The organism is Sandarakinorhabdus limnophila DSM 17366, assembly GCF_000420765.1.
Taxonomy (GTDB): domain Bacteria; phylum Pseudomonadota; class Alphaproteobacteria; order Sphingomonadales; family Sphingomonadaceae; genus Sandarakinorhabdus; species Sandarakinorhabdus limnophila.
In genome coordinates, this window is record NZ_ATVO01000005.1 from 244,935 (window position 1) to 268,301 (window position 23,367).

The 23,367-nt window shown below is 64.6% G+C and carries 24 protein-coding genes; 12 read left to right on the forward strand and 12 right to left on the reverse strand.

The window, feature by feature from the left end; all coding sequences use genetic code 11:
• Window positions 1-18: 18 nt before the first annotated feature.
• The 3 genes from G566_RS13775 to G566_RS0106670 all read right to left on the reverse strand — a co-directional run bounded on the left by G566_RS13775 (window position 19) and on the right by G566_RS0106670 (window position 3,677).
• A complete protein-coding gene (locus G566_RS13775) occupies window positions 19-1,809 on the reverse strand; it encodes a gamma-glutamyltransferase family protein (RefSeq protein WP_022679902.1) in 1,791 nt (596 codons plus the stop codon).
• 6 nt (window positions 1,810-1,815) lie between these two features.
• Window positions 1,816-3,105: a M24 family metallopeptidase gene (locus G566_RS0106665; protein WP_243442423.1), complete on the reverse strand. Its 1,290-nt coding sequence runs from the start codon at window positions 3,103-3,105 to the stop codon at window positions 1,816-1,818.
• A gap of 134 nt (window positions 3,106-3,239) precedes the next feature.
• A complete protein-coding gene (locus G566_RS0106670) occupies window positions 3,240-3,677 on the reverse strand; it encodes a hypothetical protein (protein WP_022679904.1) in 438 nt (145 codons plus the stop codon).
• Between the two features lie 170 nt (window positions 3,678-3,847).
• On the opposite strand from G566_RS0106670, the gene thrS reads away from it, so the two are divergent.
• The 4 genes from thrS to G566_RS0106690 all read left to right on the forward strand — a co-directional run bounded on the left by thrS (window position 3,848) and on the right by G566_RS0106690 (window position 8,932).
• A complete protein-coding gene (thrS, locus tag G566_RS0106675; RefSeq protein ID WP_022679905.1) occupies window positions 3,848-5,851 on the forward strand; it encodes a threonine--tRNA ligase in 2,004 nt (667 codons plus the stop codon).
• Window positions 5,852-5,941: 90 nt separating this feature from the next.
• Entirely contained in the window at window positions 5,942-6,385 is a 444-nt protein-coding gene (locus G566_RS0106680) for a c-type cytochrome (protein WP_022679906.1), read from the forward strand.
• A 1-nt stretch (window position 6,386) separates the two neighbouring features.
• Entirely contained in the window at window positions 6,387-7,283 is an 897-nt protein-coding gene (locus G566_RS0106685) for a cytochrome c (protein ID WP_022679907.1), read from the forward strand.
• 131 nt (window positions 7,284-7,414) lie between these two features.
• On the forward strand, window positions 7,415-8,932 hold the full coding sequence (locus G566_RS0106690) for a TolC family outer membrane protein (RefSeq protein WP_022679908.1): 1,518 nt from the start codon (window positions 7,415-7,417) through the stop codon (window positions 8,930-8,932).
• Between the two features lie 51 nt (window positions 8,933-8,983).
• Here the strand turns inward: G566_RS0106690 and G566_RS0106695 are convergent, their stop codons facing one another.
• The 6 genes from G566_RS0106695 to G566_RS0106720 all read right to left on the reverse strand — a co-directional run bounded on the left by G566_RS0106695 (window position 8,984) and on the right by G566_RS0106720 (window position 13,766).
• Window positions 8,984-10,234: a S9 family peptidase gene (locus G566_RS0106695; RefSeq protein WP_169522776.1), complete on the reverse strand. Its 1,251-nt coding sequence runs from the start codon at window positions 10,232-10,234 to the stop codon at window positions 8,984-8,986.
• A gap of 48 nt (window positions 10,235-10,282) precedes the next feature.
• A complete protein-coding gene (locus G566_RS0106700) occupies window positions 10,283-10,996 on the reverse strand; it encodes a TolB family protein (protein WP_022679910.1) in 714 nt (237 codons plus the stop codon).
• A 99-nt stretch (window positions 10,997-11,095) separates the two neighbouring features.
• Complete coding sequence (locus G566_RS0106705; protein WP_022679911.1) at window positions 11,096-11,473, reverse strand: cupin domain-containing protein; 378 nt, start codon at window positions 11,471-11,473, stop codon at window positions 11,096-11,098.
• Window positions 11,474-11,509: 36 nt separating this feature from the next.
• Window positions 11,510-12,412 (reverse strand): acetylglutamate kinase, encoded by a 903-nt coding sequence (argB, locus tag G566_RS0106710; protein WP_022679912.1) that lies wholly within the window; start codon window positions 12,410-12,412, stop codon window positions 11,510-11,512.
• Window positions 12,413-12,423: 11 nt separating this feature from the next.
• Window positions 12,424-12,888, reverse strand: coding sequence for a hypothetical protein (locus G566_RS0106715; protein ID WP_022679913.1), 465 nt, complete (start codon window positions 12,886-12,888; stop codon window positions 12,424-12,426).
• An 8-nt stretch (window positions 12,889-12,896) separates the two neighbouring features.
• Complete coding sequence (locus tag G566_RS0106720; RefSeq protein WP_029131356.1) at window positions 12,897-13,766, reverse strand: 3-hydroxybutyryl-CoA dehydrogenase; 870 nt, start codon at window positions 13,764-13,766, stop codon at window positions 12,897-12,899.
• A 51-nt stretch (window positions 13,767-13,817) separates the two neighbouring features.
• Here G566_RS0106720 and G566_RS0106725 point away from each other — a divergent pair, with 51 nt between their 5' ends.
• Window positions 13,818-14,597: an SDR family oxidoreductase gene (locus G566_RS0106725; RefSeq protein WP_022679915.1), complete on the forward strand. Its 780-nt coding sequence runs from the start codon at window positions 13,818-13,820 to the stop codon at window positions 14,595-14,597.
• Window positions 14,598-14,721: 124 nt separating this feature from the next.
• Window positions 14,722-15,039, forward strand: a complete 318-nt coding sequence (locus tag G566_RS13780) for a hypothetical protein (protein ID WP_022679916.1) — start codon at window positions 14,722-14,724, stop codon at window positions 15,037-15,039.
• Window positions 15,040-15,100: 61 nt separating this feature from the next.
• On the opposite strand, the gene G566_RS0106735 is transcribed toward G566_RS13780, so the two are convergent.
• Window positions 15,101-16,666 carry a long-chain-fatty-acid--CoA ligase gene (locus tag G566_RS0106735; RefSeq protein ID WP_022679917.1) on the reverse strand — a complete coding sequence of 522 codons (1,566 nt, stop codon included), beginning with the start codon at window positions 16,664-16,666 and terminating at the stop codon, window positions 15,101-15,103.
• 92 nt (window positions 16,667-16,758) lie between these two features.
• Between G566_RS0106735 and G566_RS0106740 the strand changes: the two genes are divergently transcribed.
• The 4 genes from G566_RS0106740 (at window position 16,759) to G566_RS0106755 (ending at window position 19,358) form a co-directional block, all read left to right on the forward strand.
• The gene (locus G566_RS0106740) at window positions 16,759-17,070 is read left to right on the forward strand and encodes a YggT family protein (RefSeq protein WP_022679918.1); all 312 of its coding nucleotides are present in this window, start codon (window positions 16,759-16,761) and stop codon (window positions 17,068-17,070) included.
• Window positions 17,067-17,951 (forward strand): bifunctional methylenetetrahydrofolate dehydrogenase/methenyltetrahydrofolate cyclohydrolase FolD, encoded by an 885-nt coding sequence (gene folD / locus G566_RS0106745; RefSeq protein WP_022679919.1) that lies wholly within the window; start codon window positions 17,067-17,069, stop codon window positions 17,949-17,951. Before G566_RS0106740 ends, folD begins: the two co-directional genes overlap by 4 nt.
• A 23-nt stretch (window positions 17,952-17,974) precedes the next feature.
• On the forward strand, window positions 17,975-18,622 hold the full coding sequence (locus G566_RS0106750; RefSeq protein ID WP_029131358.1) for a MarC family protein: 648 nt from the start codon (window positions 17,975-17,977) through the stop codon (window positions 18,620-18,622).
• Window positions 18,623-18,692: 70 nt separating this feature from the next.
• Window positions 18,693-19,358, forward strand: a complete 666-nt coding sequence (locus G566_RS0106755) for an SDR family NAD(P)-dependent oxidoreductase (RefSeq protein WP_022679921.1) — start codon at window positions 18,693-18,695, stop codon at window positions 19,356-19,358.
• Between the two features lie 84 nt (window positions 19,359-19,442).
• Here G566_RS0106755 and G566_RS14755 read toward each other — a convergent pair whose 3' ends face one another.
• Both G566_RS14755 and G566_RS0106770 read right to left on the reverse strand, forming a co-directional pair.
• Window positions 19,443-20,126: a PEPxxWA-CTERM sorting domain-containing protein gene (locus tag G566_RS14755; protein ID WP_022679922.1), complete on the reverse strand. Its 684-nt coding sequence runs from the start codon at window positions 20,124-20,126 to the stop codon at window positions 19,443-19,445.
• 600 nt (window positions 20,127-20,726) lie between these two features.
• Window positions 20,727-21,947 (reverse strand): argininosuccinate synthase, encoded by a 1,221-nt coding sequence (locus G566_RS0106770; protein ID WP_029131359.1) that lies wholly within the window; start codon window positions 21,945-21,947, stop codon window positions 20,727-20,729.
• A 69-nt stretch (window positions 21,948-22,016) separates the two neighbouring features.
• Here G566_RS0106770 and G566_RS0106775 point away from each other — a divergent pair, with 69 nt between their 5' ends.
• Both G566_RS0106775 and G566_RS13790 read left to right on the forward strand, forming a co-directional pair.
• Window positions 22,017-22,439: a DUF1801 domain-containing protein gene (locus tag G566_RS0106775; protein ID WP_022679924.1), complete on the forward strand. Its 423-nt coding sequence runs from the start codon at window positions 22,017-22,019 to the stop codon at window positions 22,437-22,439.
• Between the two features lie 209 nt (window positions 22,440-22,648).
• Window positions 22,649-23,230 carry a chemotaxis protein CheB gene (locus G566_RS13790; protein ID WP_022679925.1) on the forward strand — a complete coding sequence of 194 codons (582 nt, stop codon included), beginning with the start codon at window positions 22,649-22,651 and terminating at the stop codon, window positions 23,228-23,230.
• The last annotated feature ends 137 nt before the right edge of the window (window positions 23,231-23,367 follow it).

A 23,367-nucleotide genomic window follows, 5' to 3' on the forward strand; every position in this document is an offset into this window, starting at 1 on the left:
AAGCCAAGCATCACCCCGTTACCAGCCGGCGGCCTGGCCATCCTTGCGGTGATCGGAACCGGCGCGATAGACCGGCTTGCCGTCCTTGTCCGTCTCGATGCGGATCGCCTGATAGCCGCCCATCGCTCCGCTGCTGGGCGTGCCCAGCCGGTGGCCCATCGCCTTCAGATCGGCCCCGACCAATGCATCCAGCGCCGGCTCCAGCGTGAGCTGGTCCGACACCTGGCCGTGACGGAAGCGCGCCATGTCGGTCGCCATCTGCACATTGGCACCCAGATCGAGCATGTTGACCAGCACCTGGCCGTGCCCCTGTGCCTGCATGTCGCCGCCCATCAGCAGCAACGACAGCAACGGCGCGCCATCCTTCAGCACGAAACCGGCGGCCAGCGTGTGATAGGGGCGCTTGCCCGGCGCGATGATGTTGGGGCTGGCCGGATCAAGGCTGAACTGCACGCCGCGGTTGTGCAGTATCATGCCATAATCCTTCACCGTGAGGCCCGATCCCCACACGGAAGAGATGGAGTTGACCATCGCCACCACATTGCCTTGGGCATCGGCGGTGGCCAGCACGACGGTATCACCTGTGCGATCAGCCGGGCCGGGCTTGGTGATGGCGGCGCGCGCCGGATCAACCCGCGCGCACAGGCTGGCGGCATAGGCTTTCGAAGTCAGCCGTTCCACCGGCACCGTGACGAACTTGGGATCGCCGTTCCACGCCGCGAGATCGGCATAGGCCAGTTTCTTGGCCTCGACGAGATAATGCCAGAAGCGCGGATTGGCTGGCCCCAAAGCGGCAAGATCCTGCCCCGGCGACCAGACCGGCACGCAGGCTTCGAGGATGTTGAGCATTTCGAGCGCGCCCCAGCTTTGCGCGGGCGGCGGCAGTTCATAGACATCATGGCCGCGATAGCGTGTGTGGACCAGATCGACCCACTCGCCCTTGTAGCCGGCCAGGTCGGCCGCGGTCATGGTGCCGCCCAGCGCTTGCGATTTGGCAATGATCGCCCGCCCGATGTCACCCGTGTAAAAGGCGCTGGGACCGTCCTTGCGCAGCAGTGCGAAGGCGCGGGCAAGGCCGGGATTGCGGAACATCTCGCCCACGGCCGGGCCCTTGCCGCCCGGTGTCCACACCGCCAGCGTGTCGGGATCATGCTCTGTGCAGCAGGCTTTCAGCGGGGAGGACCTGGGCAGCGGTGTCCAATCTTCGGCGATCCGCGGGCTGACCGGAAAGCCGTCGCGGGCATAAAATTCGGCATCGGCCAGCACATCGGCAAAGCCCATGCTGCCAAAGCGTTTCAGCGCCGCATCCCAGCCCCACACTGCGCCCGGCACGGTAACAGTGAGAATGCCGCCCGATGGCATGCCCGAACCCAGCGTCCAGTTCTTGGGATCCTTGCCATAGCCCAGTTCGGCAAAGCGCTGCGGTGTCGCCCCGGTGGGGGCCGGGCCAGCAGCAGCCAGCGCGTGCAGTTTCTTCGACTTGGCATCCCAGACGATCATGAACAGATCGCTGGCGATGCCGGTGCTGAACGGTTCGACCACGCCCAGAACCGCCGCCGTCGCCACCGCCGCATCCACGGCATTGCCGCCGCGGCGCAGGATGGCGAGCCCGGCCTGCGTGGCCAGCGGTTGGCTGGAGGTGACCATGCCGTTGCGCGCAATCACCTCGGCCCGGCTTTGCGCCGCCCAGCCTTCAGTGCGGCCACCGGCAACAGCGGCGCACGCCGGTTCCGGGCAACGTGCCTCTTGCGCTGCCGCTGGCCACGCCAGGCTGGCAAGCAGGCCCAATCCGATTATCCGCTGCATCATTTCACTTCACCCCCGCATAGCAGCCTCGATTTCGGCGATGCTGCGCGGGATGCCGGCCGACATCCGCTCCGATCCCGTTCCCGTCACCAGATATTGATCCTCAATCCGGATGCCTTGATTGGCGGACTGAGTGTACAGCCCCGGCTCGATGGTGATCACCGCGCCGGCCGGGATGGGCTTTGAACGGTCGAACGGATCGTGGACATCCAGCCCGACATAATGGCCAAGCCCGTGGATGAAATCATCGATGCGACCGGCGCGGCGGAACACCTGCTTGGCGGCGTCTTCGAACGCGTCATAACTTACCCCGGCTTTCAGCGTTGCCGCGGCAGCAGTCTGGGCGGCCAGCACCAGTTCGTAATCGGCGCGCTGGCTGGCCGTGAAGCGGCCATTGGCCGGGAAGGTACGGGTGACATCACAGGCATAACCATCCACCGCCGCCGCGGCATCAATCAGCACCAGATCGCCATCCCGGATCGGGCCGGTTTCCACCACATAATGCAGCGATGCGGCGTTGCGCCCGGCCGCCACGATGCTGTTGTAGGCAAGGCCGGTGCCGCCGGCATTGGCAAAGCCTTCCTCCAGCACGCGGCGAAGCTGGCGTTCCGTCATGCCCGGTTTCACGGCCTTCATCGCCGCCAGATGGCCGGCGCGCGTGGCGGACATGGCCTTGTTCAACCACTCCAGTTCGCGCGGTTCCTTGACGCTGCGCATCTGGGTGAGCAGGCCGGATTGGTCGCGGATGCTAGTGCCGGGCACGCGGGCCATCACCTTGCCATACAGCTCCAGCGTTGCCGGCACTGGCGCATCGGCCGATACCACTGGTCCCAGGAAATGCAGTTCCTTGGCGCGTGTGGCGAGCTGTGTAACAACCCCGCCCAGCCGCGCCGTGCGCTGCACACGCTGCACCCCGGTGCGCTGCTCGATCAGCGAGCCCAGCGGCAGCCGCTCCACCTCCCAACGCTCGGTCTCGACATCACGCGATGGCAGGAACAGAAACTCCTTCACGAACGCCTCGCCGGGCGCCAGCACCAGAACCGCCCCCGGCTCGTCGCTGATGCCGGTGAGCCAGGCGAAGTCGCCGTTCTGGGTAAAGGGCGCGGCGATGGTGTTGTCGGGGGCGCCAAATGCGGTGGCGCCATGGATCACCGCCAGCCCGGTCTTCAGCTCAGCCATCAACCGCGCGCGGCGGGCGCGATAGACCTCGGGCGCAAACGGCCTTGTGCCCAGCGGCGTGCCAAAGCCTGGTCCGGGCAGGATCTGCGCTGCGGCATTGGCCGCGGGCAAGAGGGACATGGCGGCGGCGCCCGCCAGAAATTGCCTGCGTTCCATTGCTATTCCCCAGACCAACCCTGGGCCGAACGTGGCAGATGCAGGGGACATCGTCCAGCCGCCGGAACCGCCGCGCGGATACCGTGCCCGTTCGCCCCTCAGACCAACCAGGATTGCGGCACCGGCCGGGGCAGCACCTTGGCAAGATCGGGCAGCGACTGTGGGGCCAGCGAGACACCGTCGCCGCCCACCGCCCACAGCGCAGTGCCAATCAGGGCCAGCAGTGCCAGCAGGATCACCACCAGCCGGCGCAAGGGATTGGGCGGCGGCAACAACGGCAAATCATGCACCCAGCTTTCGGCCGGCGGCAGCGTATCGAAACGAATGCGCCAATCCTTGTTGTCGGTGCGGCGCAGGTTCAGCCCCTCATCGCGGCGCACGCGGGCGATGGGGATGGCGCTGATGTTCGCCTCCACATTGATCACCAGCCGCGTTTCATGCGCCGTCACCACCACCTCGTCACGACGGCCATCGCACAGCAACAGGCCCGAAAGGGGCCGGCTCTTGGCACTGCGGCGGGCGGGCGGGGCTGACATTGGCACCAACCCTGCCAAGACACGGCCATGACTGCAAGTCGCCAAGCAACCGCTCCCTGCAAGTCTGGCACGCGCGGGCAGCGGAGGGCGGGGGTGGCGGGGGCCGGCTTTTTTGGCTAAGCGCGGCGGGCCGCTGCTTGGGCGGCGCTGTTCGCAATCAAAGGCCACCAATGTCCGACCTCATCACCCTCACGCTTCCTGATGGTTCGCAGCGCGAAGTCGCGCGCGGGACTACCGGTGCGGACGTGGCGGCGAGCATCGGACCGGGCCTGGCCAAGGCGGCGCTCGCAGCCAAGCTGAATGGCGAACTGGTCGATCTGTCGCGCCCGATCGAGAGCGATGCCGCGCTGGCGCTGGTGACGGCGAAGGACGAAGCCGACGCGCTGGAACTGGCGCGCCACGATTTCGCGCACGTGCTGGCCGAAGCGGTTCAGGGCTTGTTCCCCGGCACGCAGATCACCTTTGGCCCATCGACAGACGATGGCTTCTATTATGATTTCGCCCCCGCTCCCGGCCGCGGCCCGTTCACCGAAGATGACCTGCCGGCCATCGAGGAGGCGATGCGCACCATCGTCAAGGCCGACAAGCCGCTGCGCCGCGAAGTGTGGAGCCGCGCGCAACTGATCAGCCGCTGGAAGCAGCAGGGCGAGAATTTCAAGGCCGAATGGGCCGCCGAACTGCCGGGTGACGAAGATCTGACGGTCTATTGGTCCGGCGATGACTGGCTCGACATGTGCCGCGGGCCGCACCTGCCCTCGACCGGCAAGCTCGACCCCCAGGCCTTCAAGCTGACGCGGGTTTCCGGCGCCTATTGGCGCGGCGATCAGAAGAACGCCATGCTCAGCCGCGTCTATGGCACCGCCTGGCTGAACAAGAAGCAGCTCGATGCGCATCTGCTGCGACTGGAGGAAGCCGCCAAGCGCGACCACCGCAAGCTGGGCCGCGAGATGGACCTGTTCCACCTGCAGGAAGAAGCCCATGGCAGCGTGTTCTGGCACCCGCGCGGCTTCATCATCTACCGCGAGCTGGAAGCCTATATGCGCCGCCGGCTGGACCCGGCCGGATACCAGGAGGTGAAGACCCCGCAGATCATGGACGCGCGCCAGTGGGAACAATCCGGCCACTGGGGCAAGTATCGCGAGAACATGTTCGTCATCCCCGACGAAGTGCCCAACACCGAGGATGAAGGCCCGGTGGTGAGCAACGACGCGCAGTGGATGGCCCTGAAGCCGATGAACTGCCCGGCGCACGTGCTGATCTTCCGCCAGGGCATCAAATCCTACCGCGATCTGCCGCTGCGCATGGCCGAAATGGGCTGCTGCCACCGCAACGAACCGCACGGCGCCCTGCACGGCCTGATGCGCGTGCGCCAGTTCACCCAGGACGACGGCCATATCTTCTGCCGTCAGGATCAGATCGTCGCCGAAATCGCGGCGTTCTGCGATCTGCTCGACGTGGTCTACAAGGATCTCGGCGGCTTCAGCTATGCCATCAAGCTGGCGCTGCGCCCCGAAAAGCGCTTCGGCAGCGATGCGATGTGGGACTGGTCCGAACAGTCGATGCGCGATGCCGTGAAGGCCACGGGGCGCGACAACGCCGATTGGGGCTGGGAAGAACTGCCCGGCGAAGGCGCCTTCTATGCGCCCAAGCTGGAATTCCACCTGACCGACGCCATCGGCCGTACCTGGCAGGTTGGCACCATCCAGACCGATACGGTGCTGCCGGAACGGCTCGACGCCTCCTACGTGGGCGAAGACGGCAATCGCCACCGGCCGGTGATGCTGCACCGGGCGATCCTGGGCAGCTATGAACGCTTCATCGGCATCCTGATCGAACATTTCGCCGGCTGGTTCCCGACCTGGCTGGCGCCCTGCCAGGCCGTGGTGGCGACCATCGTTTCGGATGCGGATGATTATGCCGGCACCGTGGCCGACACGCTGCGCAAGGCCGGCATCCGGGTGGAAACCGATCTGCGCAACGAAAAGATCAACCTGAAGGTGCGCGAACACAGCCTGCAGAAGGCGCCCTACATGCTGGTCGTCGGCCGCCGCGAGGCCGAAGAAGGCACGGTGGCGCTGCGCAGCCTGAAGGGCGGCGAGCAGAAGGTGATGCCGCTGGCCGACGCCGTGGCGCTGATCATGGCGGACGCCACGCCGCCCGATCTGAAAGCCTGATACACTGCGCCAATTGCGCCATTGGCGTTGGCGGCCGGCAAGGGATATGAAGAACGTCAGCCGTAGTGGCCTGAAAATGGGGAGTCCAATATGATGCGTGCTGTTCTTGCTGCCGTACTGGCAACCGCTGTGATCCTGCCGGCCACCGTCGCCTCCGCCGGGCCAATCGAAGATCGCAAGGCGATCATGAAGGGCAATGGCCGCGACACCAAGATGGGCGGCGACATGCTGAAGGGCGTCGCGCCGTTTGATGCCGCCACCGCCAACAAGATCCTCGCCAACTATGCCGCCGCCGCCAAGGCCTTCCCGGCGCATTTCCCGGCCACTTCCAAGACCGGCGGCGAAACCGAAGCCTCGTCTGCGATCTGGTCGATGCCGGCGGACTGGAAGATCGCCACCGAAAAGTTCGAGAAGGACACGGTCGCCGCTGCGGCCCTGAAGCCCACCGACGCCGCTGGCTTCGGCAAGGCGTTCGGCATGGTCACCGCCAACTGCAAGAGCTGCCACGAAGGCTTCCGCATCAAGAAGAGCTGAGATGAAACGGCTGCTGGCAGGACTGGCCGGGCTGACGCTGCTGGGCGCGCTGGCCGGCTGGTTCGTCACCGCGCCGCAGCCGCTTGACCAGGCCGAGCGGGCGCAGCGTCCGGGCGATCCCGCCCGAGGCGCGCGTCTGTTTCATGCTGGCGGCTGCGCGTCCTGCCATGCCGCAAAGGGCGCCAAGGGCGAGGCCCGGCTGCGGCTGGGCGGCGGCGCGCCGCTGGTGACGCCGTTCGGCAGCTTCCAGCCGCCCAACATTTCGCCCGGCCCCGATGGCATCGGCAACTGGAGCCTGGCCGAGTTCGACAACGCCATGCGCCGCGGCATCAGCCCGGATGGCCGCCATTATTATCCGGCCTTTCCCTACACCAGCTATGCCCGGATGACGCCCGGCGACATCGCCGATCTGTTTGCCTATCTCACCCGCCTGCCTGCCGTTGCCGGCAAGCCCGCCGCCGGCGATATCCCCTTCCCGTTCAATATCAGGCGCGGGATCGGCTTGTGGAAGCGGCTCTACCTCAATCCAGCGCCCATCGTGGCCTTGCCTGAAAATGCCCCGGCGGATGTGAAGGCCGGCCAGTATCTGGTGGAAGGGCCGGGCCATTGCGGCGAGTGCCACAGTCCGCGCGATGGTCTTGGCGGCGTCGATCGCGCCCGCTGGTTGGCCGGCGCAGCTGATCCAGAGGGGAAAGGCCGCATCCCGAACATCACGCCGGGCAAGCTGGCGTGGAGCGCCGCCGAAATCGCCGACTATCTGAAAACTGGTTTCACGCCCGATTATGACAGCGTGGGCGGCACCATGGTAGAGGTTCAGGCCAACATGGCTGAATTGTCCGATTCCGACAGAGCCGCCATTGCCGCCTATCTGAAGGCCGTGCCAACAGTGAAACCGTGACAAATTTGGTCGTTGCTCAAATTCGCGCGGTGGGCCACTTGGCCAGCGGCTGTCTTGTCTCTATATGGCACCGTTGAGAGGGGCGATGGCCGGCCTTTTCACGACAGGCCAGAATGTAAGGAAAACCGTGAATGCAGACGCTTGGTCTGGGGGCAAGCCGTCCCGCCCGTTCCGTTGTTGCTGCCGCTCTGCTCGGCGTGTCGCTGTTCGGCCCCGTTCTTGCTTTGGGTTCGCCGGCTGCCGCTGAAACACTGCAGGGCGCGCTGGCAAAGGCCTATCAGACCAACCCGACACTGAACGCCGCCCGCGCCAACCAGATGGCGACGGACGAGACGGTGCCGATCCAGCGCGCCGCCGGCCTGCCTGCAGCCACCATCAATTCCACCTTCAACGAGAATGTGCTGATCCCCGGCGGCCAGTTCATCATCATCCCGCGCTCCATGCAGACGCAAGGCCAGTTGACTGTGCCCATCTATCAGGGCGGGCTGGTGAAGAATGGCATCAAGGCCGCCGATGCGCGTGTCGCTGCCGGCGAGGAAACGCTGCGCGCCACCGAAGCCAGCGTGTTCAGCCAGGTTGTCGCCGCTTATAACGACGTGCTGCGCGACACCCAGATCGTTGAGCTCAACCGCAACAATGTGAAGAACCTCGAGGTCAATCTGCGCGCCACGCAGGACCGGTTCGAAGTTGGCGATCTGACCCGCACCGATGTCGCCCAATCCGAAGCACGCCTCTCCCAGGCCCGCGCCGATCTGCGGAATGCTGAAGCCAATCTGATCGGCTCCAAGGAACGCTACATCCAGCAGGTGGGCGAAGTGCCGGCCGATCTGTCGCAGCCGCCGCCCCTGCCCGGCCTGCCGGCCGATGTTGGTGAAGCCGTGGAAATCGCCATCAAGGAAAATCCCGATATCGCCGCCGCAACGAAAAACAGCGAAGCCGCAGGTTTTGACGTGAAGGCCGCCCGCGCCGGCCGGCTGCCCACCCTGTCCGGCTTCGGCACGGTCAGCCGCAATGACAATTTCGGCGGCGCCATCGTGCCGCCTGGCTTCCCTGCACAGCCTTCGTCCCAAACTTCGGCCGTGATCGGCGCCCGCATGGCACTGCCGATCTATCAGGGCGGCCGGCCTTCGGCGCAGATCCGCCAGTCCCAGGCCCGCAAGACAGCCGCGATGGAAAACCAGATCGGCACCGAACGCGGCGTCGTCCAACAGGTACGCTCGGCCTTTGCCAGCTGGAAGGCCAGCCTTGACGTGATCAAGTCTGCCGAAGCCGCGATCGCTGCGAACAGTCTCAGCCTCGAAGGCGTGCGCGCTGAAAATGGCGTGGGCAACCGCACCATAATCGAAGTGCTGAACGCCGAACAGGAACTGATCAACACCCGCGTGCAGTTGGCCACGGCCCGCCGCAACGCCTATGTCGCCGGCTTCACCCTGCTCGCCGCCATGGGCAATGCCGAAGCCCGCGATCTCGATCTGCAGGGCATCACCCTCTACAACGCCAAGGATCATTATCGCCGTTCAAAGGGCGAGTTCCTCGATTGGACCGGCCACGACGCGCCGATGATCCGCTCCACCCGCACGGTGACGACGCCAGCGCAGGATGCAGCCGTTATCGCCGGTGAAGACGCCAGCGTGGTCGCGCCGAAGTAAGGCTGGGCAGGGGCTGAGCCCCTGCACCCGCTTTCGTTTCTGGTCGGCCCATTACGGCGCCGAGTCCAATCGCGGCTTCAACCAATCCACCCAGCGCCGCCACACATCGCGGGCGCGGATCGGATCGGCGGGACTGTGGCCAGGCACTGGATAGGCGACGAACTTCACCTCGACCTTGTTATCGGACAGCGCGCGATAGAGCTTGTAGGCCTGCGGAATCGTCACCCGCCAATCGCCGACATCGGACATGATCAGCGTCGGCGCGCGCGCCTTCCACGCCTGGAAGATCGGCGACTGGCGCGAATAGCTGGCCATATTGTCGCCCACGAAGGGTGACGGGCCATATTGCGCCGCCCGCCCGCGATTGCTGTCGGCAGTGGTGTATTGATCCAGAACATCGGTAACCGGCGCGCCGGCCACCGCCGCCTTCCACGCTTGCGGGTAGGCGCCGATCAGCCAGCTCGTCATCATCCCGCCGTAAGACCAGCCGGAAACCGCCATACGCTTGTCGTCAATCAGCCCGCGCCGCTTCAATTCGGCCACGCCGGCCATGATATCGCGGCCCGGCCCGGCGGTGGCATCGCGGATGATCGATTGCTGAAACTTGTAGCCGCGGTTGTTGCTGCCGCGATAATTGGGCTCCAGAACGATCCAGCCCTGCGCGGCCAATATCTGCGACGAGGTGGTGAAGGTCTGCAGCGACGCCGAAACCGGCCCGCCGTGGATATAGAGCACCAGCGGGCGCTTCTCACCGGGCTTGTAGTCGGGCGGGTAGGTGATGACGCCATCGGCGATGTAGCCGTCGCTTTTCCAGGTCAGCGTTTCCTGCCGGCCCAGCGTCACGCCGTCGGTCACCGTCTGCAGGCTGGTCAGTTGCGCCGGCGCCTGTCCGGGCGCCGGCAGCACGAACAGTTCGGCCGGGCGGGTGGCGGTGGAGGCCGTGAAGGCGATGGTGCCAGTGCTGCCGATATCGGCACTGGCCGGATTGAGCCCACCCAGATCAAGCTTTGTCGCCTTGCCTTCCTTCGCCAGCCACAGGCCATTGCGGGTGCCATCGGTGCCGCTCAGCACCACGGTCTGGCTGTCGGGCAACCAGCCCACCAATTCCACGGCCACATCCAGATCGGGCGCGGCATCGCGCGGTGTGCCGCCTGCTGCCGGGGCGATCATCACCCGGGCCTGATGCGCCGGCACGCCATCGCGCGCCATGCCAAAAGCCAGGCTGCGGCCATCGGGGGACAGCGCCGGCACGCGCACGCTGGTGGGCGTGGGCAGCAGCGGCTGCACGCTGCCCGTGGCCACATCCACCCGCATCAACCGGCTGGTATCGGCATCGCCGGTGGCCGGCGTTTATGCCTGCACGAAGATCAGGCTGGTGCCATCGGGGGTCCAGTTCAACTGGCTGGGCGCACCGGTGGGCGGGAGTCCCAGCGGCAACGAACGGGAACCGCTGGTGAGCCGCTTGGTGGCGCTGGTCACCACATCGACCGTCCAGATGTGGATCGGCTTGCGCGCAGCGCGATCGAGGAAGCTGTGATTTCCCACTTCGAACCCGTCTTCAAAGCGGGCGTCGCCGGTCTTTTCCGGCTCTTCATCGGCGGCGGCAAAAGCCAGCGTAGCCCCATTCGGTGCCCACGCAAACTGCGTCACCGGCGTCTTGCCATTGGTCAGCTGGCGGGCATCGCCGCCATCCATCGACAGCACATGCACCTGCGCGCGGCCGCCCGCGTCCTGCGCCAGGAACGCGATGCTGCGGCCATCGGGCGACCAGCGCGCACTGCCCACGCCCATGCGGCGGCTGAGCACATGCTGCGCCTTGGTCGCCACATCGATCAGGGTGAGTTCGCCTTCCCAGCGATTGTCCTTCAGATTGGCGCGGGCAAGCACGCTGAGCACCGCCTGGCCATCCGGCGACAGCTGCGGATCGCCGATGCGCACGATCTTGGGCAGATCATCGGCCGAAAAACGCCGTTCCTGCGCCAGCGAGGTTGTCGACAGCAACAACGCGAATGCCAAACCCACGGCCCGCACGGCACCAGCCGATTTGCCTGAAATCATCTGCATATCCGCCCCCAGCCGGGCCTGAATGCGGCCCGATCACATGAAGGCTAGCACCCGATCAAAGGGCCCACAATCCCGCGTGCAGCGGAGTCCGGCCACGCCTCATGGCACCGGCACGGTGCGCGGCGCGCCCTTGGACTTGATGAAGAAGGCGAGGAAACGTGCCGGCGCGGTGGCGCTGGCATTGCGGCCAACTGTGTGGATATCGTCGGGCTGTTCATAGAAGGTCTGGCCCACGCCCAGTGTCTGCGGCGGTTTGTCCTTCACCTGCATGGTGATGCGGCCTTCCAGGACATAGACGACGACATGGGCATTGTGGCGGTGCGCCGGGCTGGCACCGCCGGGCGGCAGCACCACTTCCACCAGGGTCACTTCCTTGCCCGGCAGATCGGGCAGCGCTTTTTCAAACAGTGGAGCCGGTTGGGCCAGAGCCGCCGTGGGGAGGGCCAGCACGGCCAGCAGGAAACGCATCGGCTTCATTCTACCCTCCTGTGGTTGAGACGTGGACCGGCCGGTTCAGCCGGCCCTGACAAGTGTGCCGGCGCCCTTGCGGGTGAAAATCTCCAGCAGCAGCGCGTGCGGCACCCGGCCATCAAGGATCACGGCGGCATCCACGCCGGCATCAACGGCCGCCACACAGGTTTCCAGCTTGGGGATCATGCCGCCGGTGATGGTGCCATCGGCGATCAGGCCGGCGATGCCGGACGGTGTCAGATCGGTCATCAGCGCACCCTGCTTGTCGAGCACGCCGGCCACATCGGTCAGCAGGAACAGGCGGGCGGCATTCAGTGCGCCGGCAATGGCGCCGGCCATGGTATCGGCGTTGATATTATAGGTGTGGCCATCCTTGCCCACTGCCACCGGCGCGATCACCGGCACGATGCCGGCGCTGGTCAGCGTGTCGATGATGCTGCGGTCAACACTGGCGGGTTCTCCCACGAAACCCAAGTCCACCACCTGTTCGATGGCGCTGCCCGGATCCTTGGTGGTGCGCTCCACTTTGATGGCGGTCACCAAACCGGCGTCCTTGCCGCTGATGCCCACGGCGCGGCCACCGGCCTGGGCGATGTGCGCAACGATTTCCTTGTTGATGCTGCCGGCCAGCACCATTTCCGCCACTTCAGCCGTGGCCGCATCCGTCACGCGCAGGCCATCGACAAAGCGGCTCTCAATCCCCAGCCGCTTCAGCAGATTGCCGATCTGCGGCCCGCCGCCGTGCACCACCACCGGGTTGATGCCAACGGCTTTGAGCAGCACGATATCCTCGGCAAAATCCTGCGCGCGTTCGGCATCGCCCATCGCGTGGCCGCCATATTTCACCACGAAGGTCTTGCCGGCATAGCGCTGCAGATAGGGCAGCGCCTCGATCAGCGTTTCCGTCTTGGCCAGCATGTCGGGGTGGGGGGCGTGTGCGCTCATGGGAATTCGCCTTATTGGGGATGGCCGGGGAGTTCCAGCACCATCTTGCCGCCCACCGGCACGGCCGCCCACTGCGCGCTCACCTCGGCCATGCGGGCCCGGATGGCGGTCAGCAGTGCGCCGGTGATCGGCAGCGGTGTGTCGCCGCGTTCATCGCAGGTGGTGGCATAGAGCGCGATGAACTCGTCATCGGGCAGCACCGTCTGGCTCCAGCCTTCGCCCTGGAACATCTCGACCAGCCGCTCCACGCTTTGCGCCGTCCGATCTTCGATGCCGGTGCGGAAACCGCCGTCACCGCCATCGGCAATCAGATGCAGGAAGCCGGCGGCTTCCGCGATCGATTCCACCGCCCAATGCACCATGTCGTGCGGGATGATGCCCTGTTTCGGGCAGTCGATCGGCGGGCGCGGGCCATCGGCGGCCACGATGTCGAGCCGGTCATATTTGCCGGCGCCCTTGGTGAAGGTCAGTTTCACGGGCAATCCTAACGTGTCGGCACGGGCTCTGCGCCCGTGTAATCATAAAAGCCGCGGCCGGATTTGCGGCCATACCAGCCGGCCTCGACATATTTCACCAGCAGCGGTGCCGGGCGGTATTTCGGATCACCGGTGCCGTCCTGCATCACCTTCATGATGCTGAGCAGTGTATCGAGCCCAACGAAATCAGCCAGGGTCAGCGGCCCCATCGGGTGGTTGGCGCCCAGCTTCAGGCCAGTATCGATATCGACCACGCTGCCAACGCCATCACCCAGCGCAAAAATGGCTTCATTCAGCATCGGGCACAGCACGCGGTTGACGATGAAGGCCGGCGCATCACCGGCCAGGATCGCGGTCTTGCCCAGCCTGGCGGCAAAGCCCTGCATCGCTGCGGTGGTTTCGGAGGAGGTGGCGAGGCCGGGGATGATCTCCACCAGCGCCATAAGCGGCACGGGGTTGAAAAAGTGCAGCCCGCAGAACCGATCGGCGCGGCCGGTGGCGGCGGCCAGCCGGGTGATGGAGATGGAACTGGTGTTGCTGGCCAGCAGCGCATCGGATTTCAGCACATCCTTCAGCCCGGCGAAGATCTGACCCTTGATGGCTTCATTCTCAGTCGCCGCCTCGATCACCAGATCGGCGGCAGCGAAGTCCGCGTTGCTGGTGGTGAGGCGGATGCGGGCCAACGCCGCATCGGCGTGTTCCTGCGTCAGCACGCCCTTGCCCACCTGCCGCGCCATGTTCTTCGCAATCGTCGCCTTGGCCGCCTCGCAGCGCTCCATCGCCACGTCCGACAGGATGACATCATACCCGGCCTGCGCGGCCACATGGGCGATGCCATTGCCCATCAGGCCTGCGCCAATCACACCAACGGTCTGCATGTCGCCCTCTTCCATCTTGTCGTTTTTCTGTTCGGGGGCGATAGCAGGGCAATGAGAAGACTGGAAGGCAAGACCGCTCTTGTCACCGGCGCCGCGCGCGGCATCGGCGAAGCCATCGCCTGCCGCTTTGCCGCGGAAGGGGCGTTGGTGTGGGTGACCGATATCGATCCCGCTGCCAAGGCCGTGGCGGACAGCATCGGCGGGCACTTTGCCTTGCTCGATGTAACCGACGAAGCGACGTGGGATTTGGTGATGGCTGACGTCGGCGCGCTCGATATCCTCGTCAACAACGCCGGCATCACCGGGTTCGAAGGCGCGCCGGCCGCGCATGATCCCGAACATGCCAGCCTGGCCGATTGGCGACATGTCCACGCCGTGAATCTTGATGGCACCTTCCTTGGCTGCCGCGCGGCGATCAGGGCCATGCGGCCGGCGGGCAAGGGCAGCATCATCAACATCTCGTCACGCTCCGGGATCGTCGGCATCCCGGCGGCGGCAGCCTATGCCAGTTCCAAGGCGGCGGTCAGGAACCACAGCAAATCTGTGGCCCTGTGGCGCGCGCAGGCTGGCCTCGCTATCCGCTGCAATTCCATCCACCCGGCCGCGATCATGACGCCGATGTGGGAACCGATGCTGGGTTCAACGCCGGCGGAACGTGAAGCCGCGATCAAGGCCTTCGTTGCCGACACGCCGCTGAAACGCTTCGGCACGGCCGATGAAGTCGCCGCCATGACCGCCTATCTTGCCGCCGATGAAAGCGCCTATGTGACCGGCAGCGAATTCCACATTGATGGCGGAATCCTGGCTGGATCGGCCGCATCACCTGAGTGAACGCGACCAGTCCTAGAGAATTGATGGGGTATAAGATCAAAATCATGGTACAACGACCATGTTGTTACGCTTTGACTGGGCAACACCCGACGTGACCAATCTTTGGTCTAAGGAGTAAAAGCTCATGAAAACATTCACCCGCATCTTGATTCTTGGTGCTGCATCACTTGCTTTGGCTGCCTGTTCGCAGACGACCAAGGAAGAAACCAACGAAGCCGCCAATTCGGCCGCCGATGATACCGCTGCCAATGCCGAAAAGGCCGGCGACGCGATCGAAAAGGCCGGTGACAATGCCAGCGCTGCCATCGACAAGGCCGGCGAAAACGCCAGCGATGCCGTGGAGAAGGCCGGCGACAAGGCCGCTGCTTCTGCAGCCGAGGCCAAGCAGAACACTGGCGAGGCCATCGAAGAAGTTGGCAAGGACATGCAGCAGCCGAAATAACGGCAACTGCTGAACAAATTGGGGGCAGCCCGGCCACGCGGTCAGGCTGCCCCTTTTTGCGTCAGTTCACCTTTCGCTCCCGCCCGGCCCAGAACGGCTCACGCAGGTCCTTCTTCAGGATCTTGCCGCTGGGATTGCGCGGCAGTTCAGCAATGAAGTCCACCGATTTGGGGACCTTGAACCCGGCTATGCGTTCCCGGGCGAAGGCGATCAGCTCCTCCGGCGTCACATCGTGCTTCTTCACCACGATCGCCTTCACTGCCTCGCCCCACTTGTCATCCGGCACGCCGATCACGGCACAATCGGCCACCGCCGGGTGCTCGTGTAGGGCGTTTTCCACTTCGGCCGGATAGATATTCTCCGCGCCCGAAACGATCATGTCCTTCACGCGGTCGTGGATATAAAGATAGCCATCTTCATCCAGGTAGCCAGCGTCTCCCGTCAGATACCAGCCGTTCACCACGGCCTTGGCGGTGGCTTCGGGTTTGCCATGATAACCGCTCATCACGCTCACCGACTTGATGCAGATCTCGCCTACCTGCCCCGACGCCAGTTCATGGCCATCGCCGTCGATGATCTTCACCTGGTTGCCAGGAAACGGCTTGCCGCAACCGCGCATGCGGGCGTTGCCGGCGGGATCATGATCATATGGCGGCAGATAGACGACCGTGCCGCAGGTTTCGGTGGCGCCATAGCACTGGATGAAGCCGGCATTGGGAAACGCCGCCATCGACCGGCGCAGCACATCGAGCGGAATCGGCGAGGCGCCATAGTAAAGCGCGGTCATGGCGGTGAGATCGGCCGGCACGGCTTCCAGATACTGGCAGATGGCCAGCAGCACGGCCGGCACGGCAAACATGCGGGTGATGCGTTTCCTGGCGATGGCGTTCACCATGCCCGGCACATCGGGGCGCGGCAGAATCACCATCGTGGCGCCGGCCTCCAGCGCGTGCAGAGCCCAACCGCTGCCACCGATGTGGAACAGCGGCATGGCGACCAGCGCCACGTCATGTTCGTCCCAGCGGCCCCAATCCTCCCCGGTCAGCCGGCCCTTTTCGATGGTGCCGAGCAGCTGACGGTGGCTGAGCAGCGCGCCCTTGGGAAAGCCGGTGGTGCCGCTGGTGTAAAGCTGCAGCGCGACATCATCCCGGGTGATGGCGGGCATGGCATCGTCAGCGGCATGGCCCGCAATCCACTCGGCAAAGGCCGGGCGGCGCTCGAACGGCGCATCGAGCAGGATCACGGTCTTCAGACCGGTCGTGGCTCGCGCTTCGTCCACCAGCGGCAGGAATCCAGTTTCCGAAACGATGATGCCGATGCCCGCATCCGACAGGATATAGGCGATTTCGCGCGCCACCAGCCGGGCATTGATCGCCACCAGCACCGCACCCAGCCGGAAACAGGCGCACATCAGCGTGACATAATCGGGATGATTGAGCGCCAGCCAGCCAACCCGATCACCCCTGCCCACCCCGGCGCTGCGCAGCGCCGCCACCGTTTGCAGCACGCGTTCATGCAAATCGCCATAGCTCCACACCGCGCCGTCCACGCGGATGGCCGGCTTGTTCGGCGCGCTGGCAGCATGATGCCCGGTCAACGCCGCCAAGGTCGTGAAATTGCTGTCCATGCCGGTCCTCCCCAGGGATTTTCTGCCCGAGGGGGCGCGATTTTGCCACTCTCCATTGCGGGAAGCAGCCACGGTCTGTAAGGGCCACCGCCATGGATAATACGATTGTCGCCTTCGTGAATATCTTCACCATGATCACCGAAGTGGTGATCTGGGGCTTGATCGTTTGGGCGATCTCCAGCTGGCTAGTCGCCTTCAACGTGGTCAACACCCGCAACCGTTTTGTCAGCGGCGTGCTGGACGCGCTCGACAAGATCTATGGCCCGATGGTGCGCCCCATCCGCCGCATCCTGCCGGATTTCGGCGGCATCGATCTGTCGCCGCTGGTGCTGTGGCTGCTGCTGCGCGGCCTGCAGATGCTGGTGCCGGCGCTGGTGCTGGATACGACAAGGCTGCTGCAGTGAGTGCTGTGCTGATTGACGGCAAGGCCCGCGCCGCCGCCCTGCGCGCCGAAGTGGCGACTGGTGTGGCCGCATTCGTGGCCGCCCATGGCCGCGCACCGGGGCTCACCGTCGTGCTGGTTGGCGATGATCCGGCCAGCGCGGTCTATGTCGGCTCCAAGGGCAAGGCCACGCGCAAAGCCGGGATGATCTCGGGCGAGTATCGCCTGCCGGCCGATACAAGCGAGGCCGATCTGCTCGCCCTGGTGGCCACCTTGAACGCCGATCCTGCAGTGGATGGCATCCTTGTCCAGATGCCGTTGCCGAAACAGATCGACAGTGATCGCGTGATTGCCGCCATCGATCCGGCCAAGGATGTCGATGGCCTGCACCCGATCAGCACCGGCCTGCTGGTCAGTGGCCGCGACGGGTTGGTGCCGTGCACACCATCGGGCTGCATGCTGCTGATCAAGGAAGCATTTGGAGGCAGTTCGGGGGGCAACATCGCCGGCGCGGAAGCCGTGGTGATCGGCCGTTCGATCCTGGTCGGCAAGCCGATGGCCGCGCTGCTCACCAACGCCAGCGCCACCGTTACCGTTGCCCACAGCCGCACCCGCGATCTGGCCGGCCACGTGGGGCGCGCCGATATCGTCGTGGCCGCTGTCGGCATCCCCGGCATGGTGAAAGGTGAATGGATCAAGCCCGGCGCCTGCGTGATCGATGTCGGCATCAATCGCATCGCCTTGCCCGATGGCAAGACGCGCCTGGTGGGCGATGTCGATTTCGAAGGCGCCATGGATCGCGCCGGCTGGATCACCCCGGTGCCCGGCGGCGTTGGCCCGATGACCATCGCCTGCCTGCTGGCCAACACATTGAAGGCCGCGCGCGCCCGGGCTGGCGCGTGACCGATCTTTCGCTCAACGGCCCGCTGGTTCAGCTGTTCATCTCGGCGTTTGTCACCCTGTTCGTGGTGATTGATCCGCCGGGCTGCGTGCCGATTTTCTCCAGCCTCACCGCCGGCACAACCCCCAAGCACCGCCGCGACATGGCGGTGCGGTCCAGCCTGATTGCGGCAGGCGTCCTGATCGCGTTTGCGTTGGGCGGCGAGGCGTTTCTGTCGGCGCTGGGCATCACCCTGCCCGCCTTCAAGATCGCTGGCGGCCTGATGGTGTTCGTGATTGCCATCGACATGGTGTTTGAAAAGCGCACTCAGCGCCGCGAAACCCGCGCCGAAGGTGTGAAATCCGCCGCCGATGCCGCTGGCAAGCCGCTGGAGGAAGAAGATATCTCGGTCTTCCCGATGGCCATTCCGATGCTGGCCGGGCCGGGATCGATCGCTTCGGTGATGCTGCTGTCGGCGCGCACCGATGGCGATGTCACCAAGGAAGCCGTGGTGCTGGGCGCGCTGGTCACCGTTCTGCTGCTCACCCTGCTCTGCCTGCTTGCAGCAGGGCCGATGATGAAGCTGATGGGCGCCAAGTTCGAAGGCGCGCTCACCCGTCTGCTGGGCGTGGTGCTGGCGGCGCTGGCGGCGCAGTTCGTGATCGACGGTATCAAGCAGAGCTTTGGGCTGTAACAGCCGGGATTGCTCGACAGGTTAAACGGCGCGGGCCAGACTGCCTCCTGCAACCACAGGAGTCTCGACCATGCCCTCAGCTCTCATCATCGGTGCCTCGCGCGGCATCGGCCTTGGCCTCACGGCCGAACTGATCGGCCGCGGCTGGGACGTGGTGGCCACCCAGCGCAGTTCATCGCCCGCCCTGGCCGCGACCGGCGCGGATGTGGCAACTGTAGATATCGACGACAGCGAGACGGTGACGGCGCTGGCCGATAGCCTTGCCGGCAAGACCTTCGATCATGTGCTGATCAACGCTGGCATCACCGGTGGCCGCGCCGATACCGCCAGCACCGTGAGCCGTGATGCCATGACGCAGTTGTTCTGGACCAACGCCATCGCCCCGATCAGCGCCGGCCGCATCCTGCTGCCACTGGTCAAGGAAGACGGCTCGATCGGCTTCATGACCTCGATCCTGGGTTCGGTGGGCGGCCGCACGCACGGCTATGCCGAACTCTACAGCGCCTCGAAAGCGGCGCTCAACAGCCTGAGCCGGGGCTTTGCCGTGCAGGATGTCGGCAACCGCGCCGTGGCCGTGCTCAACCTGCACCCGGGCTGGGTGAAGACCGACATGGGCGGTGCCGATGCCGATATCGATGTCGCCACCAGCGTGAGGGGCCTGGCCGATGTGATCGCAGCGGCGCACCCGCCCGGTCAGGTCTATGTGGACTACAAGGGCAGCAGCATCCCCTGGTAGGCAGCAGACAGACAAAGGGCGCCGCTCCGGTGGAGCGGCGCCCGTTCTTCTCGACCAGGGCCGGAAGAACCGACCCTTGCCAGATCAGGCAGCAACGCTGCTGCGACGACGGCGGGCAGCGATGCCGACCATGCCGAAGCCGGCAATCAGCATCAGCCAGCTGGCCGGTTCCGGAACCGCGCTGTCGACCAGGATGTTATCGAGGATCGGACCGCGGGCATCGTTGTTACCCGTGGCGCTGAACACCAAGCTCAGCGTGCCCGAGCTGGTGGGCACGAACGACAGCACATAGCTCAGGAACGGACGGGTGCGGTTGATGCTCTCGCTGTAGGTACCGAAACCACTTACCACGCCGGTGGTGCCATAGCCAGTCTGGAAGCCCGACGAGGAGACGCTGGCGATGTTTTCGGGATCGGTGAAGCCCAGCGCGAAGTTGAAGATATCGGCCGGGGTGCCGGCGCGCGGGTTGCCGCTGAGGTGGAACGACACGGTGATCAGGCGACCGGCGTTGAAGTTGATTGGTGTGGACGTGATCGAACCGACGTTCGGCGAACCGACGAGATCGAGGCAGCGACCGGCCGCACCGGCACACAGCACGCCCGCCGTGCCGTTGCTGATGATGTCAACACCACCAGTGACGGTGAAGCCCGGCACGTTGGTGGTGTTGTTGGCCCGCGACGCCGAATCAAAATTTTGGCTGAAGATGGTCACGGCAGACGCCGGCATGGCCATCACGGCGGCAGCAGCAAGAGCAGTCAGGATACGCATCGAAATCTCCCTGTGATACGTCGCCTGCCCTGCAAACAACATGCCAAAATGGATATTTCGAAATTTCTGTTTATTTTGCTGGGCGTTGAGACCATTGCACGAATGGTCCATCCAAAACGGATGTAAAGCAGGCCGACAAGGCGCGTGCCGCTGGCAAGCACCCGGTCCGGTCAGGTTTTCCCCTGACAAACAGCCATACTGACCGCCCCGCGCCTCGAATCGGCCCTGTCTGACGAGCCGGATTCATCATGCCTTAAAACTTCTGAAGTGAAAATTAGAAATTGGTTAACAATATTCGGTTCTGACCCTGCCAGAAGCCGTTGCCCATCTCAGTCCCCGTGTGTGTAAAGATTCCCGACACATGCGCATGCCCGCCAGCGAGCCGAACGAAAGCGATGAGAGCGGCGGCACCCCGGCCGTCAGGCGATTTCGGAACGACGGCGGTGGCCGGCCGCGCCGATGAGACCGAAGCCGGCAATGAGCCTGGCCCGGTTGGGCAGTTCAGCATTGGCTGTTGATCACGACCGGACGTTGAGGCGCATAACAAGCATCGCCACAGCGGGCGCACGCGTCAATCACACCACAGCAAAACCGCAGGGCTCAGCGCCCGTCGCGCCGTCCCAGCAGGCGCAGGCGCAGCGCATTCAGCTTGATGAAGCCGGCCGCATCGCGCTGGTCATAGGCGCCGCGGTCATCCTCGAAGGTGACGATGCCGGCCGAATAGAGGCTGTAGGGCGATTTGCGCCCCACCACGCCCACATTGCCCTTGTACAGCTTCAGCCGCACCGTGCCGGTCACCTTGTCCTGGCTGTGATCGACGGCGGCCTGCAGCATCTCGCGCTCCGGGCTGAACCAGAAGCCGTTGTAAAGCAGCTCGGCATATTTCGGCATCAACTCATCCTTCAGATGCGCCGCGCCGCGATCGAGCGTGATCTGTTCGATGCCGCGATGCGCGATGTGCAGGATGGTGCCGCCTGGCGTTTCATACATCCCGCGCGATTTCATGCCGACAAAGCGGTTTTCCAGTAGATCAAGCCGGCCAATGCCATGCCGCTTGCCCAGCTCATTGAGCTTGGCCAGCAGCGTCGCCGGGCTCAGCCCCTCGCCATTGATCGCGACCGCATCGCCGGACTGGAAATCGATGGTGATATATTCCGGCGTGTCCGGCGCCTCTTCCGGGTGATCGGTGCGGCTGTAGACATAGTCCGGCACCTCTTCCCACGGATCTTCCAGCACCTTGCCTTCGCTGCTTGTGTGCAACAGGTTCGCATCGGTGGAAAACGGGCTTTCGCCGCGCTTGTCCTTCGCCACCGGGATCTGGTGCTGTTCGGCAAAGGCGATCAGCGCTTCACGGCTGGTCAGATCCCATTCCCTCCACGGCGCGATGATGCGGATATCGGGCGCCAGCGCATAATAGCCCAGCTCAAACCGCACCTGGTCATTGCCCTTGCCCGTCGCGCCGTGGGACACGGCATCGGCACCCGTCATCTTGGCAATCTCGATTTGGCGCTTGGCAATCAGCGGCCGCGCGATCGACGTGCCGAGCAGATACAGCCCTTCATACAGCGCGTTGGCGCGCATCATCGGGAACACATAATCCTTCACGAACTCTTCGCGCAGATCGTCGATGAAGATATTCTCCGGCTTGATGCCGAGCAGCAGCGCCTTGGCCCGCGCCGGCTCCAGCTCTTCACCTTGGCCCAGATCGGCGGTGAAGGTGACGACCTCGCACTGATATTCCGTCTGCAGCCACTTCAGGATCACGCTGGTATCCAGCCCGCCCGAATAGGCCAGCACCACCTTGTTGATCGAATCAGCCATCGTCATTCCCTCACGTTGTGGTTGCGCGCCTATTTGCTAAGCTCCCGCAACGCAAGCGGAGGCGTTACCGTGGCCGACACACCAAAGACATTACCCACCGATACCAGCGTCTCGGCTTTCCTGGCCGCCCTTGAACCCGCCCGCCGCCGCGACGAAGCCCAGGCCATCGCCGCCCTGCTCGAAACGTTCGCCGGCTGCCCACCCGTGCTGTGGGGCAGCAGCATCATCGGCTATGGTCACTATGATTACACCTATGCCTCCGGCCGCACCGGCATCTGGCCCCGCCTCGGCTTCTCCCCGCGCAAGGCCCAGCACGTCGTCTATCTGATGGACGGCTTCGACGGCCAAGCCGACCTGCTGGCCGGGCTGGGCAAGGCGACAACCGGGGTGTCGTGCCTCTACATCAAGAAATTGGCCGATATCGATATGGACGTGCTCGCCGAAATGGCGCGGCGATCATGGGCGATGATGGCGACGCGATATCCGGGCTAAGAAAGAGGGCCTCCGGCGGGCAGGGACCCGTCCCTGCACCCGTTTACTCTCGAGCACCCCTCACCTTCCACACGTCAGCCCGGACATGATCCGGCTGCGATGCGATGGACCCTTCGACGTGAGTAGACTCCACGGCTGCGGTGGCAACGCGCCCGCCGCTAGTCTGGTTGATCCGAGATCAAGGCAATGCAGAGGAGGGCTCACACATAATGATTCCGCAGAACGTGCCAATTATCTGCGTGGGCGGGTCGGCGGGCGGGCTCGACGCCTATGAACGCTTGCTCGCGAATCTGCCGCCCGATCTCGGGACGGCGATTGTCATCGTGAACCACCTGCGGACGGTATCGACCCGTCTGCACGAAATTCTACCGAACTATACCGATATGCCTGTCGAATTGACTACCGAAGGCCTCGATATCAAGCCGAACCACGTGTTCATCATTCCATCCAAGCGGGATTTGCATGTGCTGAACGGCGAATTTCGCCTGATGCCCATTTCCAAGCCAAGAGGATGGCCCGATGTCATCACCGTCTTCCTCCAGTCTTTGACCGAGCACTGGCATGGCAAGCTGGTTGCAGTGATCGTGTCCGGTTTCGACGGCGACGGTGCGGACGCCTTGTGCGCAATCCGAAAGTGCGGGGGCACGACGATCGCACAATTGCCGGCCTCAGCGGGACAGCCCGACATGCCAGACAGCGCCATTGCCAGCGGGTGCGTGGATTTCATCCTGACGCCCGAGCAAATCGCCGATCAGATCATGAAGATCATTGGGCCGACACAATCGAATTGATGGTTCGCCCTTGCTTCAGCCGTCCATATCGATGGACGATCACGATCAATCCGCGCCCCTCAAACGGGGCGCACGCTCGTCAAACAGCGCGCCTGAAAACGAACGTGGGTGCAGGGGCTCAGCCCCTGCCCGCCGGA